15 protein-coding genes and 1 other annotated feature are annotated in these 16246 nt (G+C 48.0%); of the genes, 5 read left to right on the top strand and 10 right to left on the bottom strand.

What is annotated here, in order from left to right:
* Positions 1-211 precede the first annotated feature (211 nt).
* Positions 212-433, top strand: coding sequence for a DeoR family transcriptional regulator (locus KNO66_RS06335; protein ID WP_012726776.1), 222 nt, complete (start codon positions 212-214; stop codon positions 431-433).
* 95 nt (positions 434-528) lie between these two features.
* Here KNO66_RS06335 and KNO66_RS06340 read toward each other — a convergent pair whose 3' ends face one another.
* Together KNO66_RS06340 and KNO66_RS06345 are read right to left on the bottom strand one after the other, a co-directional pair.
* On the bottom strand, positions 529-1239 hold the full coding sequence (locus KNO66_RS06340; protein ID WP_214741444.1) for a pseudouridine synthase: 711 nt from the start codon (positions 1237-1239) through the stop codon (positions 529-531).
* Entirely contained in the window at positions 1239-2936 is a 1698-nt protein-coding gene (locus KNO66_RS06345) for a putative polysaccharide biosynthesis protein (RefSeq protein ID WP_214741446.1), read from the bottom strand. Before KNO66_RS06345 ends, KNO66_RS06340 begins: the two co-directional genes overlap by 1 nt.
* A gap of 142 nt (positions 2937-3078) precedes the next feature.
* On the opposite strand from KNO66_RS06345, the gene KNO66_RS06350 reads away from it, so the two are divergent.
* Positions 3079-4344 (top strand): BaiN/RdsA family NAD(P)/FAD-dependent oxidoreductase, encoded by a 1266-nt coding sequence (locus KNO66_RS06350; protein ID WP_214741448.1) that lies wholly within the window; start codon positions 3079-3081, stop codon positions 4342-4344.
* Between the two features lie 104 nt (positions 4345-4448).
* Here the strand turns inward: KNO66_RS06350 and KNO66_RS06355 are convergent, their stop codons facing one another.
* The 5 genes from KNO66_RS06355 to KNO66_RS06375 all read right to left on the bottom strand — a co-directional run bounded on the left by KNO66_RS06355 (position 4449) and on the right by KNO66_RS06375 (position 11254).
* Positions 4449-5432 carry a DUF2268 domain-containing putative Zn-dependent protease gene (locus tag KNO66_RS06355; protein WP_214741450.1) on the bottom strand — a complete coding sequence of 328 codons (984 nt, stop codon included), beginning with the start codon at positions 5430-5432 and terminating at the stop codon, positions 4449-4451.
* A gap of 159 nt (positions 5433-5591) precedes the next feature.
* The gene (locus tag KNO66_RS06360; protein WP_214741452.1) at positions 5592-6104 is read right to left on the bottom strand and encodes a pyrophosphohydrolase domain-containing protein; all 513 of its coding nucleotides are present in this window, start codon (positions 6102-6104) and stop codon (positions 5592-5594) included.
* Between the two features lie 17 nt (positions 6105-6121).
* Positions 6122-7246, bottom strand: a complete 1125-nt coding sequence (locus tag KNO66_RS06365) for a hypothetical protein (protein WP_251127308.1) — start codon at positions 7244-7246, stop codon at positions 6122-6124.
* 117 nt (positions 7247-7363) lie between these two features.
* Positions 7364-9769 (bottom strand): leucine--tRNA ligase, encoded by a 2406-nt coding sequence (gene leuS / locus KNO66_RS06370; protein WP_214741456.1) that lies wholly within the window; start codon positions 9767-9769, stop codon positions 7364-7366.
* Between the two features lie 39 nt (positions 9770-9808).
* Positions 9809-10024: a binding site (T-box leader), on the bottom strand.
* A gap of 39 nt (positions 10025-10063) precedes the next feature.
* Positions 10064-11254, bottom strand: a complete 1191-nt coding sequence (locus KNO66_RS06375) for an MDR family MFS transporter (protein WP_214741458.1) — start codon at positions 11252-11254, stop codon at positions 10064-10066.
* A gap of 178 nt (positions 11255-11432) precedes the next feature.
* On the opposite strand from KNO66_RS06375, the gene mnmL reads away from it, so the two are divergent.
* Entirely contained in the window at positions 11433-12407 is a 975-nt protein-coding gene (gene mnmL / locus KNO66_RS06380; protein WP_214741460.1) for a tRNA modification radical SAM protein MnmL/YtqA, read from the top strand.
* Positions 12361-12933, top strand: a complete 573-nt coding sequence (gene mnmM, locus KNO66_RS06385) for a tRNA 5-(aminomethyl)-2-thiouridylate-methyltransferase MnmM (RefSeq protein WP_214741462.1) — start codon at positions 12361-12363, stop codon at positions 12931-12933. Before mnmL ends, mnmM begins: the two co-directional genes overlap by 47 nt.
* A gap of 31 nt (positions 12934-12964) precedes the next feature.
* Here mnmM and KNO66_RS06390 read toward each other — a convergent pair whose 3' ends face one another.
* Both KNO66_RS06390 and KNO66_RS06395 read right to left on the bottom strand, forming a co-directional pair.
* Positions 12965-13678 carry an alpha/beta hydrolase gene (locus KNO66_RS06390; protein WP_214741464.1) on the bottom strand — a complete coding sequence of 238 codons (714 nt, stop codon included), beginning with the start codon at positions 13676-13678 and terminating at the stop codon, positions 12965-12967.
* An 88-nt stretch (positions 13679-13766) separates the two neighbouring features.
* A complete protein-coding gene (locus KNO66_RS06395; protein ID WP_214741466.1) occupies positions 13767-14237 on the bottom strand; it encodes a GNAT family N-acetyltransferase in 471 nt (156 codons plus the stop codon).
* Between the two features lie 164 nt (positions 14238-14401).
* Here KNO66_RS06395 and KNO66_RS06400 point away from each other — a divergent pair, with 164 nt between their 5' ends.
* Entirely contained in the window at positions 14402-14908 is a 507-nt protein-coding gene (locus tag KNO66_RS06400) for a hypothetical protein (RefSeq protein WP_214741468.1), read from the top strand.
* Positions 14909-14946: 38 nt separating this feature from the next.
* Here KNO66_RS06400 and metK read toward each other — a convergent pair whose 3' ends face one another.
* Complete coding sequence (gene metK / locus KNO66_RS06405; RefSeq protein ID WP_012726792.1) at positions 14947-16155, bottom strand: methionine adenosyltransferase; 1209 nt, start codon at positions 16153-16155, stop codon at positions 14947-14949.
* Positions 16156-16246 lie beyond the last annotated feature (91 nt).

Raw genomic sequence — 16246 nt, forward strand, 5'->3', positions numbered from 1 at the left:
TAAGCTTCTTTTCGATGTAAAAAAATAATCTTCATTCGATATTTACGTTCATAATCAAATCTTTACAAACAGATTGTTCGTGCTTTCCACTTGCATTTTTGCTCAAGAGCGGTATACTAAAGGTGTAATTTTAGAAAATAACAATTTTATATTTCATTTTGTCGTCTGTAGGTATGGTTTGTCATTATTCTACACATTGGGAGGTTATCCAATGAAAGGCTCAACAGATCGGATGTTAACGCGCATCAAGTCCATTTATTTGTTCATCAATGAAAGGGAATCCGTTACCACTTCAGAACTAGTAGAAGAGTTCGGCATCACGTCACGCACTGTGCAACGTGATTTGAACGTACTTGAGTACAATAACCTTGTGGAGAGCCCTAGCCGTGGCACGTGGACTTCATCGAAACGTTCACTCAAGACGGCAAATTGAATTGTATATGTATATTCAAGAGACCTGGCGTTCAGGTCTCTTTTTTTCATGAAAAAAGAATCTGCCTCATCAGACAGATTCTCTCATCGCACTACTTATTGAAGAAACAATTGAACTTCTTCTTCCGTCAACTCACGATATGCCCCGAGCTCAAGCGTTTCATCGAGTTCTAGCGCCCCAATCTGTACACGCTCCAATCGTTCGACATGTTTGCCTACCGCCGCGACCATTCGTTTCACTTGGTGATACTTCCCTTCAGAAAGTGTGAGACGGATGACCGAACGACGTCCGCTCCGGCTCAGTATCTCGAGACGGGCCGGCTTCGTCGTATAGCCATCCTCTAACTCAACCCCATTCGCAAACGTCTTAATGTCGTCTACTGTCATCTCCCCATCGACTTCGGCGACATACACCTTGTCGACATGTTTACGTGGTGACATGAGCGCGTGGTTGAACGCACCGTCGTTTGTAATGAGGAGAAGCCCCGTCGTATCTTTATCGAGGCGTCCGACCGGGAAAAGGTCATAATGGGCATACTCGGGATCAATCAACTCGATGACCGTCGTCTCGACTTGATCTTCCGTCGCGCTGATCACACCCTCCGGCTTATTCATCATGAAATAAATGTACGGACGATACTCGACCACTTCCCCGAACACCGTGACCCGTTCTGATTCTGGGTTAACATGTCGTTTTGCATCTTTTACAGGTGCCTCATCGACTCGCACCGCCCCTTGTTTCAATAGGATTTTCACGTCTTTCCGTGAACCATATCCCATGTTTGATAACAATTTATCAATTCGCATTATACGTTCCTCCGATATTCAAAGCGTTTCCCTAATAGTTTCCCTGCGAGATGGCTACGCCAACCGAGATAACCATATACGAGAACGCCAATTGTCACTCCGACGATTGTCGCAAATACATCGTTCCCCCAACTTGCCTCAGCACTCAACGTGACGAGGAGGGAAAGGTAAACGGTCGCGTACATCGCCGCACCCATCAAAAACATCAAGATGGTCCGACGAAGCAGTTGCTTATACGGGAAATGAAGTGACCGTTGAATCATCCATACCATGAGAATGATCGCTACAATATATCCAGCAATCGTCGCATAACCGGCACCGATTCCACCGAGCCAATAGACGAACGGCACGTTCAGAGCAAGTTTCGCCAAGAGCCCCATCGATGTGGCAAAGATGGTGAAGTATTGACGGTTGATTCCTTGAAGGATGGCAGCCGCGACCGAATAGTATGCTAAGAAAAAGGCACTTGGTGCATAGTGGAACAAATACACCCATCCCTCACGGTCCCCCGGGAACAATGTTCCGAACAATGGTTCTGCAAGAGCAACGAGACCGATCACCGCAGGAATCGTCACAAAGAACGATACTTGGAAAATATGATTGATTTGGTTTCGTACTTTTTGCATATCGCCCGTCGTAAAGGAACGAGTGACGAGTGGGATGGTCGCCATCGAAACACTCGCCGCAATCGATACAGGGATTAAGACAATTTTATGAGCGTTACCCGTTAAGAAACCATACGCCGACGTTGCTTCAGAAACGGTCGCACCCGTACTGAGCAATGTATTGACCATCGTCAATTGATCAATCAATTGATAGAGAGGGGTCGATACCCCGACCATCACGATTGGGATTGAGTAGCTAAGCAACTCGAGCAACAACGATTTCATCGAGCGGACGGGAGTTCCTGCTGGGTTCTCTGTCTGACGATGAATGTCCTTCCGACGCTTCCAATACATGATGAGCACGGCGAAACTACCGATTGCCCCGATGAACGCACTGAACGTCGCAATCGTGACGGCGATGACTTTCAGTCCATTCAATTCAGTCGTTTCAACAGATTGCGTCCCTCCAAGGGCATTCGCAATCGGTTGGATGAAGTCCGAGTCCGCAAAGACGAACAAGACGAGCATCGTTCCACTGAGAAGGAACAGGATGCGTACAATCTGTTCGACGACTTGCGAGATTGCCGTGGGAGCCATATCTTGATGTCCCTGGAAATAACCGCGCACCATACTCATCGCCGGGATGAGCAGTAACGCAAAACTGACGCTTCGTGTCACGAGTGTGAGCGAGTCAATGTATTGCTGATTGTTCTCTGAGTTTCGCACCATTAGCTCCGATAACCATGGTGCCGCAAAAAAGAGTAATAAAAAAGCGACGACACCGGTCGCAAGCATCAGCTTCATTCCTTGTCGGAACAGTCGTTGACTTGTCCCGTATTCTCCTAGCGCGTTATATTTTGCGATAAATTTCGAAACAGCAACAGGAATCCCTGCCGTCGAAATGGAGATCATGATCGCATAATACGTATATGCGGCTTGATACAATGTCACTCCGGCAATTCCGACCATCGCTTGGAACGGGAATGTGTACAATAGTCCTAACATTCGGGAAATCAAGTTTCCCGCCGATAAAAGAAGCGTCCCTTTGACGAAGGAGGCTCTTCCAGAATCTTGTTTGGCGCTTGATGACATGAGGCACCTCCATCTATAAATCAACTATTTCAATGAATTCGGTTTTACAAAACAACCGCTTCTCATTATACTCTTACTGTTACGGATAATAAAGTTACGATAATTTTACTAATCATATAGATGAAGAAATGAGGAGATACCTATGAAAGATGTCATCGTCATCGGCGGAGGACCGAGCGGACTCATGGCAACGTATGCAGCGGCGAAAAGTGGCGCTTCGACCTTATTGATCGACAAAGGATCGAAACTCGGTCGAAAATTGGCCATTTCAGGTGGAGGACGTTGTAACGTCACGAATCGAAAGCCAATCGATGAATTGATTCAGTTCATTCCCGGGAACGGTCGTTTCTTATACAGCGCCCTTGCCCAGTTCGACAATCAATCGATCATCGACCTGTTCACTGGATTCGGCATCCCTCTGAAAGAAGAGGACAATGGTCGCATGTTCCCCGTGACGGATAAGGCACAGGATGTGGTCAACACGTTGCTTCGGGCGATTGAAGACCTCGGCGTCGAGATTCGAAAAAAGGCTGAAGTCAAAACGCTACATTTTAATGAAGAAAACGAGTTTCATGCGGTCGAATTGATGGACGGTGAAATGATTGAAGCCAAAGCTTGCGTCGTCGCGGTCGGCGGACAATCCGTCCCGCACACCGGTTCGACAGGTGACGGTTATCCGTGGGCAGAAAAAGCCGGACATACCATCACGGAACTCTTCCCGACAGAAGTGCCAATCAAATTGAACGATTCGTTCATCGGAACGAAACAGCTTCAAGGACTATCGTTACGAGACGTCGCGTTGACCGTGCACGGCAAAAAAGGGAAGGCAATCAAGACACACCAGGGCGATATGATTTTTACGCACTTTGGAATCTCAGGTCCAATCGCGCTCCGCTGCAGTCAGTACACGATCAAAGAACGGAAGCGTAGTAAAGAACAAGTCGTCCTCTTGTCACTCGACTTCTTCCCGGACACGTCACGGGATGAGCTCGTCCAGGAACTGTGGAACCAAGTTCATGGCCAACCGAAACGTGCCGTTAAAAACGTATGGAAAGGCTATATCCCCGAGCGACTTCTTGACTTGTTGTTAGAAGAGCTCACATTTGGTGAAGAAGATGCGAGTCAACTGAAGAAACAATCCGTTATCGACTTCGCAACACGTTTGAAAATGTTCGAGATGCACGCCGTCGGGACACTCGACTTTGATAAGGCGTTCGTCACAGGTGGCGGCGTATCGGTTAAAGAAGTTGCGCCACAGACGATGATGTCAAAGAAGGCACCCGGTCTCTTCTTTGCCGGCGAAGTACTCGACATCCATGGATACACGGGTGGCTACAACATCACGGCCGCCTTCACGACAGGACATTGCGCCGGATCGCATGCAGCTGAACTGGCCACAGAGCGGTAAAGGGTTCGGTCCAACGTATCGTCTGCGTACTATTGTGATCACTATCAATCAAAAGGCTTGATCCTGTCTCATTCAGGATCAAGCCTTTTCACATTCTTTTCAGCTTAATTTTCTAATTTCATCACATCTCGATACTTATATGCTTTTAAAATCTCGTGATCTTCCTTAAATGTCCATTCGGGAATCGACAGCTCTGGATGCGCCGTCAAATAGTCATGGAGCACATCCCTCCCTAGAATATAGTTACTCCAACGTGGCATATCCTTTTGATAATTACCGACTACAAAATCAGTAAAGGATGTTTCGTAATCATTCACTCGACTCGCGATGTGTTCCATGGTCGCATCATCTAATGGCACATGCCATGGGGGAGAAACCCCTTTGACAATCCGATCAGCAAATGCGTCCGCTTTCCCTTCGATAATAATAGACTCCAGAGTCGAACTAAGATTGTATTCGTTTTGATCACGAAGAATCAGATGATGATACTCGTGAGCAGTCGAATAGGCTAGAACATCTTTGTCAAAATCTGTATCGAGAAACAAGATGAATACGTCTTTGTATGCTGCTGCGCCTACTCCTTTCAACGGTTCACTATCGTAAAAGAATTCAGGATTATACGGTGCAATAAACACTGTGCTCTTCTTTTTGGGTAAGATTTGATTTGAATCTGCATATGTCGATGCAATAATCTCTTTAATCTCGTCAAGCTGCTCGATTAATTTGTCTAACTGCTTCAGCAATTGTTGCTTATGAGGGGTCGGCTTTAGATTAAAATCAGTTTTTAATCTAGATGTATCAATCTTTTCTTCCTCTCCGACTTCCCCTATGTAATCGAGTACGTATTTTTTGAAGTTTTGTTTGCTCTCCTCCGAATCGGTTGATTCAAGGGATGCGTTCAAATATTGCTGGTATTGGGTGTAAAGTGGGACGATTGTCAATTCATTCTCTTCATTGATTTTTATCGTTTCGATTGAAACGTCAGGCTGTGTTTTTAACGTTTTTTCATCTTCACTACATGCCGTTAATAGAAGTGCTGAACTTACACATAGAATACCGAGTACTTTTTTCAGTTGAACGACCTCCATCTCAATGATCAATATTCCTCGATTACTTACTTATGTTAAATTATACCATAAATTACTCTTATGACCTTTCCGATCCCATCTAATATCAGGATATCGTCACGACCATCACAACAAAAAACGGCTTGAACCCATTCTAGTGAGGGCTCAAGCCGTTTGTGATTATTCTTTCCCTGCGATTTGACGACGCACTTCTTTTTCGAGCTCCGGCTCCGGTGGCATCCATCCTTCAGGTTTCATAACTTTATTGTCCGACTCGCGTAAAATCGGCTTCCCATCCGGTCCAAGCTTCGCCATATTGGCGCGCTGGACGATTTCAAACAACGGAACGGGGTCGAGTCCGAGTTCAACGAAACTGCCCATCACAAAATATAACGCGTCCGTTAACGCATCCCCTTGTCCGACGAGACGTTCCACATCATCCGATGGTGGTGTGTCTTGCAACGATTTTTGGACCGCTTTTTGAAATCCTAATTGGAATTGCTCGATGGCTTGTAAAAACTCTTCTTCCGATTGCGAGGATTGATGCAAAAACTCGACGACCGCTTCCTCTGCCGTCCACACCGACCGCTTCGTCGCGCGATCAAGCGTCAACGGTTGCGGCGATTTTGCCCCTGGATGTCCAAAAGTTTCATGAAATTGTTTCACTTCTTCAAAAAAATATCGTTTGCTCATTTGTCATTCCCCCATGATCAGTCCACGGATACGAAGGCATCCAAATCGAATACTTCCGGGTGGACGATTGCAAAGATTTCATTGTCTTGTAAAAACATACCGGTCGAGTCATACACGCGAGGCGTCACCATCTGACCGTTGATGGTCCCTTCTTCTGGGTTGACTGTGTAGAGGACGAGCTCTTCTGAGTCGAGCACGTAGATGCGTCCTTGTCTCTCGACAAGGCCGACTCCTTCGAATCGCTCAAATTTTTGTTGGATCGAGGCACTCATCCCGTCAGCAGACAACGCTTGGCGTGAATCAAGCATCCATTCGGTTTCGAGTTCTTTTTCCTCATCCTCTTCTTGAACGTTTCGCTCATTTTCAGGTGCGTCTTCAGTTGCAGCCGTTTCGCTCGAGGCATCGTCATTCGTCGAGACGTTTTCTGTCGTTGAATCTTCCGATGATTCTTCTGTTTCTTTAGTAGTCGTGTCAGCATCAGTTGACGCTTCTGATGATTTTTCATCTGTAGGATTTTCCGGTTCAATCTCGCGCTCTTCGATATAAAGGAGCTCAAGGTCCGGTGTATCCGCCAAGCGATTCATCATGAACAGACGCTTCGATTCCCGGTCATAACCGAGACCAAAGATTCGATCTTCTGACAGAAGTCCTTTAATTTGTTTACGTGGTCTCTCGACCCAGCGTCCTTCTTCTCGTTCGATTGTGACGAGAGTCCCGTTCGCAGTCACCGCGTAGACAAGATCTTCTTCGATCATGCGCATTCCGATAAAGTCATCGAGGCGCTGTTTCCCTGAATTCTCAAGTTGGAGCACTGAGTTGACGCGCGTCCCATTCCCGCTCACTTCGAAAAATTCAGCCTGTTCGGTAAGTACAAGATAGGCTCCAATCGTGTCGCTATAGTACACTTCATCAATTTGATTAATCTGTTCGAGCGCATCGGTCGTATCAATATCTTCATCATCTTGCGCCGCTTCCACAGGTGGGAGGGATGCCGTTTGATGGCTTGTTTGAATATCAATTTTTTCAAATGTCGAGGCGACCTGTCGCTGAATCTCTTCATCAGAGAAGACAAAGATATAGCAAAGAATCACACCGACCACGACGGCACATAGTGTCGTGTATAGCACATAAGAACGTTTCATGGACATGTCGTCCCCTTCTCCTTCAGTATCGCCCTTTAGTGTATCAAAACCGACCGTAAAAGAAAATGACCTCACCAAAAAGAAAAGAATGTGCGACAATGTCACACATTCTTTTGATTACCCCACTACAATATTGACGAGTTTTCCAGGAACGACAATGACTTTACGAACCGTCTTGCCTTCTGTGAACTCTTGGACACGCTCGTTCCCGAGTGCTTCCGCTTCAAGTGCTTCTTTTGATGCGTCACGCGAGACGTGCATTTTCGCACGAAGTTTCCCGTTCACCTGGATGACGACTTCAATCGTGTCGCTCACAAGTTTTGACTCATCGTATGTCGGCCAAGCCGCATACGTCAACTCTTCCGTCATGCCCATCTTCTCCCACAACTCTTCAGACAAGTGTGGCGCGACTGGTGAAAGCATCTTGATGAAGTCGACCATTTGCGATTTCGGCAACGTCTCTTGTTTGTTTGCTTCATTGACGAAGACCATCAACTGCGAAATCGCCGTGTTGAAGCGAAGGGCTTCATAATCTTCCGTCACTTTTTTCACCGTCTGATGATACGTGCGTTCAAAGTCGGCAGTCGGTGCCACGTCTGCGAAGTTCGTCTGATCGAACAAACGCCAGACGCGGTCGAGGAAGCGACGTGCCCCGTCAAGTCCATTCGTCGACCATGCGATGGCCGCGTCAAGTGGTCCCATGAACATTTCGTAAAGACGGAGTGTATCAGCTCCGTGTGACTTCACGATATCATCTGGGTTGACGACGTTCCCACGAGATTTTGACATCTTCTCGTTGTTCTCACCGAGGATCATCCCTTGGTTATAGAGTTTTTGGAACGGCTCGTTCGTTGGGACGACACCGATATCGTAAAGGACCTTATGCCAGAAACGTGCGTAGAGCAAGTGAAGAACGGCATGCTCCGTACCCCCGATATACAAGTCGACCGGAAGCCAACGCTTAAGTTTCTCAGGATCCGCGATCATCTCTTCGTTATCTGGATCGATGTAACGGATGTAGTACCAGCAGCTACCTGCCCATTGTGGCATCGTGTTCGTCTCGCGACGACCTTTTTCCCCTGTGACAGGATCTGTATACGTCAACCACTCTTCTGCGTTCGCGAGTGGCGACTCGCCCGTACCAGATGGTTTGATTTCATCGATGATCGGAAGTTCGAGCGGAAGTTCTTCGACCGGTACCGTCTTCATCGTTCCATCTTCCATGTGGACGACCGGGATCGGCTCGCCCCAGTAACGTTGACGGCTGAACAACCAGTCACGAAGGCGGTATGTCGTCTTCGCACGCCCTGTACCACTCGCTTCGAGCTCTTCAATGATTGTCTTGATGGCATCGGCTTTATTAAGTCCGTTCAAGCTACCAGAGTTGACGTGCTCTCCGTCTTCGACGTAAGCCGCCTCTTCCACGTTTCCACCTTTGACGACTTCACGGATCGGGAGGTCGAACGTTTTCGCAAACTCATAATCGCGCTCATCGTGTCCAGGAACAGCCATGACTGCACCTGTCCCATATGTCGAGAGAACGTAGTCCGCTGTCCAAATCGGAAGTTTCTCGCCGTTCACCGGGTTGATCGCATATGCGCCCGTGAAGACACCTGTCTTCTCTTTGGCAAGGTCTGTACGCTCGAGGTCGGTCTTCTTCGAGACTTCCTCGATGTAGGCTTCGACTGCCGTCGATTGTTCAGGCGTCGTGATCACTTTCGTGAATGGATGCTCCGGTGCGAGCGTCACATATGTCGCCCCGTGAAGCGTATCTGGACGTGTCGTGAACACCGTGACGATCTTATCGTGACCGTCGACCTTGAAATCGACCTCGGCACCGACTGATTTGCCGATCCAGTTGCGTTGCATCTCTTTCACGCTCTCCGGCCAATCGAGACCTTCCAAGTCTTCAAGCAAACGCTCCGCGTATTCTGTGATGCGAAGCACCCACTGTTTCATTGGGACGCGGTAAACCGGGTGATTCCCACGCTCTGACAAGCCATCGATGACTTCCTCGTTCGCAAGGACTGTACCGAGTGCCGGGCACCAGTTGACAGCGACTTCATCGACGTATGCAAGTCCACGTTCGAAGAGCTGCGTGAAGATCCATTGTGTCCATTTATAATATTTCGGGTCCGTCGTGCTAATTTCACGATCCCAATCGTATGAGAATCCGAGTTCTTTCAATTGGCGGCGGAACGTTTCGATATTGCGCGCTGTGAACTCACGCGGGTCGTTCCCTGTGTCGAGTGCATATTGTTCGGCAGGTAGACCAAATGCATCCCAGCCGATCGGGTGAAGGACGTTATATCCTTGCATCCGTTTCATACGTGCGATGATGTCAGTTGCCGTATAACCTTCCGGGTGACCGACGTGAAGACCTGCTCCTGATGGGTACGGGAACATATCAAGCACATAAAAACAATCCTTCTCCGGGTCCTCTGTCGTTTTGAATGCTTCTTTCTCTTCCCAACGCTTTTGCCATTTCGGCTCGATTTCTTGATGTTTAAAATAGCTCAACATTCTTCCTCCTCTGCATAATAAAAAGCCTTTCGTCCCCGAAAATGGGACGAAAGGCTTGAAAGCTCTCCGCGGTACCACCCATGTTGCATTGCTGCCACTTGAGACGCCGGTAACGAGGCGTAACCCCGGTTTTCCCTACTCGTTTCAGGAAAACAGCTCCAAGGTGAGTTCACGACCTCCATTTATCGATTCACACCAACCATCGACTCTCTTTGAAACGGAACGTTCGCTACTAATCCTCTTCATCGCTTGCTATTCATCGTAGTCTATTTTAGCCCATTCTGAAATTCAACGTCAACTTGATTTTTCTGTGACGCGAATGTCTTTCATGACGACAAACAGTGTAAGGGCAAACGTGACGAGTAGGAGAAGCATGCCAAAGACCGCCGTGATGCCAAACATATCGTAGACAAATCCGGACATTGTTGGCCCAATCATACGACCGACAGATGCTGCGATATTGACGAGTCCTTGATATTGGCCAGCTTTACCTGGAGGGGCAAGTTTCGCTGCAATCGTTGGGACTGCTGGCCAAACGAACATTTCCCCAATCGTCATGACGACCATCCCGACCATGAACATCCCGAATCCACCAGCAAACGGGACAATCAAGAAGGCACCAAGGAAAATGGAAGCTCCGATGATTAACTGACGTTTCAAATCGTCCTCAAACTGTCGAAGCACACGGTTGAGTAATGGCTGTGCGAAGACGATCATCGCTCCGTTCACTGTCCATAGTAGTGAGTACTGACTGATTGTGACACCGAGATCTTTCGAATGAACGGCAATCGTTCCTTGCCACTGCACATAGACGAACCAAAGGACCGCATATCCGATGGCGACGTACCACATCGACTTCATCGTTGCGCTCGAGAGAGTCGTGGCGGCAGCCTCAAGTTGTGATTGCACGACAGGACGTGCCGGGTTCTTCAAATAACGAAGCCCAAATAAGAGCACCACGACAAATAAGACGGACAAGGAGAAGTTCGCATAGAAAATCCACTCAATGTTAAATCGAGCGATTTGTCCACTCATCGCCGTACCGAGAGCGACCCCCACATTTTGCGCAACATAAATCGCATTGAACGAACGACGTCCTCCTTCTGGCCAGATAAGACCCGCAAATGCGTAAACGGTCGGAAAGACGAGTCCACCTGAGAAGCCAATCAAACCGAGCCACACTAAATAGCCGAAGAACGTGGCGTGGAACAGTAAAAATCCAAGTGAGCTCGCAAGCAAAAGACCGACAGAGATCATGAGCGTCGTTTTTCCACCGATACGGTCGAACAACGTCCCCCCGATGTAGTTTCCGACAATCGCGAGTGCCGAGTTCACAAGAAGTGCCACCCCGGCAAGCGTCATCGACTCACCTAAAAAATCATGAATATACAGTGTGTTAAACGGCCATAAAAAAGACGCCGCCGTTGTATTGAGCGCCATCGCAATGACTAGAATCCATACCGAGATTGGCATTTTATTGTTCACACCAAGTCCTCCTTTCATTCCTCTTTCACATCAAAAAAATCGGCACATAATGGCCGAATCGACAAGATTTCCTTATCAAACCTAAACGAACGCCAAGGAAGTGTCAAGAAAAATTACTTATTATGAAGTTTTGCCATTTCCCGTTTGTGATAGCATGAGCAAGGAAGGAGAGATGATCATGAATCCATTTGGTCAAAACCGATATCATACGCTGAATGAGGCATATCGCCGAGAATATGGAGGGAAGGTATTCAAGGTACCGCTCGATGGCGGATTCACCTGTCCGAACCGTGACGGTCGCGTCTCAAAAGGCGGATGCACCTTCTGCTCAGACGATGGAAGTGGTGATTTCGCGGGAAATGCCTGTGACCCAATTCCCGTTCAATTTGCAGAAGTGAAGGTCCGGCTCCACCGGAAGTGGAAAAATGCCAAGTACATCGCTTATTTTCAAGCGTTTAGTAATACGTATGCGCCGGTCGAGCGGTTACGTGAATTGTATGAACCGGCACTAAAAGAAGATGGGGTCGTCGGTCTCTCAATTGCGACACGTCCAGACTGCCTACCGGACGACGTCGTCGCCTATTTAGCAGAACTGAATGAACGGACGTCCCTTTGGGTGGAGCTCGGTCTTCAGACCGTACACGACACGACCGCTAAAAAGATTAATCGTGGACACGACTATCAATCGTTTTTGACAGGTCTTGCGAAACTTCGTCGTCACAACATTCGTGTCTGCGTTCATATCATCAATGGCCTCCCAGGTGAGACACCAGAGATGATGCTCGACACAACACGAGAAGTTGCTAAAATGGACATACAAGGAATCAAGATCCATTTACTTCACGTCTTGAAACACACACCGCTCGCCCGTCAATACGAAAAAGGTCTACTCGAATTGATGGAGGAAGACACATACGTCTCCCTCGTCTGCGATCAGCTCGAATGTATACCTCCTGAGGTCATCGTCCATCGTTTGACAGGAGACGGTCCGCCCGAGCTATTGATTGGTCCGCTATGGAGCCGTCACAAGATGCAGGTGCTAAACAAGATTCGTGCGGAATTGGAACGACGAGATTCTTTCCAAGGAAAAAAGAAGGATGAGATCTATGGGATTAATGAGAGTACTACCTTTTGCAAAACAATTACTACATGATCATCTCGAAGAAGGACATGTCGCCATCGATATGACAGCCGGAAACGGACACGATACGTTATTCCTCGCGCAAGCCGTTGGCGACACGGGACATGTGTACGCATTTGATATCCAGTCAGAGGCCGTAGCGGCCACAAACGCACGGATTGAAGAGGCGGGTGTCAGTGACCGGGTGACCGTCATTCATGATAGTCACGATACGGTCCAAGCGGTCGTTGAAAAGGAATTGCGTCCGATTACCGCGGCCGTCTTCAACTTAGGATATTTACCGGGAAGCGACAAATCCATCACGACACACGGGAATACGACCATCGCTGCCTTGTCTCAACTATTAGAGGTCATGGCTGTCGGTGGTGTCATCGTCATCGTAATTTACCACGGACATGAAAGTGGAAAAGTCGAACGTGACGAGGTACTCCGTTATGTAGAGTCACTCGACCAAAAACAGGCAGGCGTCCTACGGTACGGCTTCATCAACCAAATCAATCATCCCCCGTTCATCGTGGCGATTGAAAAACGAGGATAAGAAAAAGGCGGCTCAGTTGAGTCGCCTTTCGTCATTCTTGAATCAATTCATAAAATGTCATGAGCGTTTCCGCAAATTTCGTGTTTAATCGTTCGTATCCAAAATGCGGGAAACCTTCCAATCGGCGGATATACACTTGATCTCCACCAATCTTTCGACAGACATTCAGTGTCAGCTTCACATCTGCGAATTGGTCGTCCGGTGCGTAGAAACAAGCGAGTGGAAGACGTGGCAAATGTTTCTTCTCTTCTTGATGCTCGACAATTTCTTCTTCAATTTCACGATATTGTGCATACGTGATTTCACCGAATCGGGACGATTCGTCCCCCCCACCAGTGAAGGTCATCATTCCGAGTGGCAAGTCTGGGCGGAAGCGGTCGACAGCACTCGCGACGACTTGTTTCAACCCACCGATTTGACGCGTTGCATGCCAGTCAAACAATGGGGAGATGTATGTGAGGCTCCCGAGTGGCACATCGTACTCCTGTAAGAGTCGATTCGTAAAGAGTGCGCCCAGGCTGAATGCCACGATGTGAATCGGCAATTTGTACTCTCCTGCCTCACGTAATGCTCGTTTGATGAGTTGTTTATGGTCATCTGCCGTCAATCCGACCGATTGGTCCCGAACGACGATGACTTCGTAGTCGTCCTGTAGCCGTCGAATAAAATTCTCGCTGATCCGTGATGTGAACTGTAACGGATACACGATGACGATGACCCCTTTTCGAGTTTCTTCATATGTCATGCTGTCGTCACCTCATTTATAGACTATGTATATTGTATCAAAAAAACATCAGTCGCAACTGATGTTTGAGGAAAATCCGTCTGGAGGCTTAGCTCGGGTCATATCGTAAATGAATGAGTTCCATCGGACGATCATACACCTCTTCTTGGATGCGGTTCACTTCTTCAAACGATTGATGTAAGAGAAACGCAATCGCTTGATCATTCGAATTCTCAACGTACACTTCCATCGGTTGTTCTTTTGTGGATTGGAGGTATTCCAAAAAGGCTGCGCCATACCCATTCCGATGATAGTCGGGATGCAGATAGAGACGAAGCATCTCCCACATGTCACCGCGATCGATGGCATGACAAAATCCGATGACCTCTTCATCATACTCGCCGACGATAAAGTACTGTTCTCGTGCTTCTTCACTTGAACTGATTGCTCGCACAATCTCTTCTTGGCGATAGGCGCGCTCCATTGCTCTCGTTCGATTGGAATCATCCTTTGAAATCGTCGCGAGTGCAATCGTCCGAATCAACGCCGCATCCTCTGGCACTGCTTCCCTCATCTTCATGACAGCTTCCCCCTTTTGGCCAATCTATTTGTATCATTCCCTATCCTAGCGTTTTTATCCTGCCCTTCATTTCTTTTTCATGACGATTCATCAGAAAACGTTACGTCGCCATTGCTCTAGGGTATATCACAAGCAATGCCAATCAAACGAAGGAGTGGAACCACATGGAACCTAGACAAGAACATGACCCGAAAGTAGAACAGACAGCAAACCCGAACCGCCAATTCGATCAATTGGACGGGGGAAGTCCAAAGATCAATGTCGTGACCGGGATGTTGCTCGGTGCCCTCGTCGGTGGTCTACTCGCCTTACTTAGCTCCTCGAACCGGGAGCAGACAAAGCAATCCCTCTCGAATGCGAAATCGTCGGTCGGGGGCCTCGTCAACGAAGTGAAACAAGATCCTGCCGGCAAGGCGTCTCAAGTCATTGAGCAAGTGAAGTCGGCCTCGACAAAGATTCAAGAAGTCTCCACAGACGTCCAAAACGTCTACGAAAAAGTCGTCGGTGAAGTCGATACCGTGAAAGAGGACGTCACTAAAATCGTCGAGACGGCTCAAGAGGCCAAGTCAGACTTACAGGACATCGGGGAGAAAGTCGTCGAAGCGAAGGATACAGCGCTCGGACAAGATCAAACAACCGATTCGAACAAACAGGCACCTCCGACAACATAAAAAAACGACCTTTCCGCGGAAAGGTCGTTTTTTTATGATTACGCGAAACGTTTCGCGCCTTCTTCAAGAATGGCTGCTTTATCTGTTTGCTCCCATGGGAGTTCGATGTCTGTACGACCGAAGTGACCGTATGCTGCCGTTTGTTTGTAGATTGGGCGACGAAGGTCGAGCATCTTGATGATGCCTGCCGGACGGAGGTCGAAGTTCTCACGAACGAGTTCAACGAGTTCCGTTTCGCTCAATTTACCTGTGCCGAACGTATCGACAGCGATCGATACTGGGTGTGCAACACCGATTGCGTACGCAAGTTGAACTTCCGCTTTATCCGCAAGTCCTGCTGCAACGATGTTTTTCGCTACATAGCGAGCTGCGTATGCCGCTGAACGGTCAACTTTTGTAGGATCTTTACCAGAGAATGCACCGCCACCGTGACGAGCGTATCCACCGTACGTATCGACGATGATCTTACGTCCTGTCAAACCTGCATCCCCTTGTGGTCCGCCGATTACGAAGCGACCAGTCGGGTTGATGAAGTATTTTGTTTCAGCATCGATGAGTTCAGCCGGAATGACCGCCTCGATGACATGTTTTTTCAAGTCTTCTTGAATTTGCTCAAGCGTGATCTCTTCAGCGTGTTGCGTCGAAATAACGATCGTATCGATGCGAACAGGGTTGTTGTCCTCATCATACTCAACCGTTACTTGCGTCTTCCCGTCCGGACGAAGGTACTCGAGCGTACCGTTCTTACGTACTTCAGCAAGACGACGTGACAACTTATGTGCCAACGAGATCGGAAGTGGCATGAGTTCAGGTGTCTCGTTTGTTGCATAACCGAACATGAGACCTTGGTCTCCTGCACCGATTGCATCAAGTTCCTCTTCAGTCATCTGACCTTCACGTGCTTCAAGCGCTTGGTCAACACCTTGCGCGATGTCTACTGACTGCTCGTCAATCGATGTCAAGACGGCACATGTTTCTGCGTCGAAACCGTATTTCGCGCGCGTATATCCGATTTCACGAATCGTTTCACGGACAACTTTCGGGATATCCACGTAAGTTGACGTTGTGATTTCACCAGCTACGAGTACAAGACCTGTTGTGACAGACGTTTCTGCCGCAACACGGGCATTCGGGTCTTCCGCTAAAATGGCATCCAAAATCGAGTCAGAAATCTGATCACAAATTTTGTCTGGATGTCCTTCAGTAACCGACTCTGAAGTAAAAAGTCGACGGTTCAATTTTGACATTCAAAAAACCTCCTATAATAAGGGTATTATGTGGACGGTACTCGTTCCCCTTACGCGTTGCTTTGGGACGGTAATGAAAAAAACCTCCCCC

This window comes from Exiguobacterium sp. s48 (assembly GCF_018617395.1).
GTDB lineage: Bacteria > Bacillota > Bacilli > Exiguobacteriales > Exiguobacteriaceae > Exiguobacterium.

Coding starts and splice junctions, on each gene's coding strand:
- KNO66_RS06335 (WP_012726776.1), top strand. CDS start 212: ATGAAAGGCTCAACAGATCGGATGTTAACGCGCATCAAGTCCATTTAT.
- KNO66_RS06340 (WP_214741444.1), bottom strand. CDS start 1,239: ATGCGAATTGATAAATTGTTATCAAACATGGGATATGGTTCACGGAAA.
- KNO66_RS06345 (WP_214741446.1), bottom strand. CDS start 2,936: ATGTCATCAAGCGCCAAACAAGATTCTGGAAGAGCCTCCTTCGTCAAA.
- KNO66_RS06350 (WP_214741448.1), top strand. CDS start 3,079: ATGAAAGATGTCATCGTCATCGGCGGAGGACCGAGCGGACTCATGGCA.
- KNO66_RS06355 (WP_214741450.1), bottom strand. CDS start 5,432: ATGGAGGTCGTTCAACTGAAAAAAGTACTCGGTATTCTATGTGTAAGT.
- KNO66_RS06360 (WP_214741452.1), bottom strand. CDS start 6,104: ATGAGCAAACGATATTTTTTTGAAGAAGTGAAACAATTTCATGAAACT.
- KNO66_RS06365 (WP_251127308.1), bottom strand. CDS start 7,246: ATGAAACGTTCTTATGTGCTATACACGACACTATGTGCCGTCGTGGTC.
- leuS (WP_214741456.1), bottom strand. CDS start 9,769: ATGTTGAGCTATTTTAAACATCAAGAAATCGAGCCGAAATGGCAAAAG.
- mnmL (WP_214741460.1), top strand. CDS start 11,433: ATGAATCCATTTGGTCAAAACCGATATCATACGCTGAATGAGGCATAT.
- mnmM (WP_214741462.1), top strand. CDS start 12,361: ATGGGATTAATGAGAGTACTACCTTTTGCAAAACAATTACTACATGAT.
- KNO66_RS06390 (WP_214741464.1), bottom strand. CDS start 13,678: ATGACATATGAAGAAACTCGAAAAGGGGTCATCGTCATCGTGTATCCG.
- KNO66_RS06395 (WP_214741466.1), bottom strand. CDS start 14,237: ATGAAGATGAGGGAAGCAGTGCCAGAGGATGCGGCGTTGATTCGGACG.
- KNO66_RS06400 (WP_214741468.1), top strand. CDS start 14,402: ATGGAACCTAGACAAGAACATGACCCGAAAGTAGAACAGACAGCAAAC.
- metK (WP_012726792.1), bottom strand. CDS start 16,155: ATGTCAAAATTGAACCGTCGACTTTTTACTTCAGAGTCGGTTACTGAA.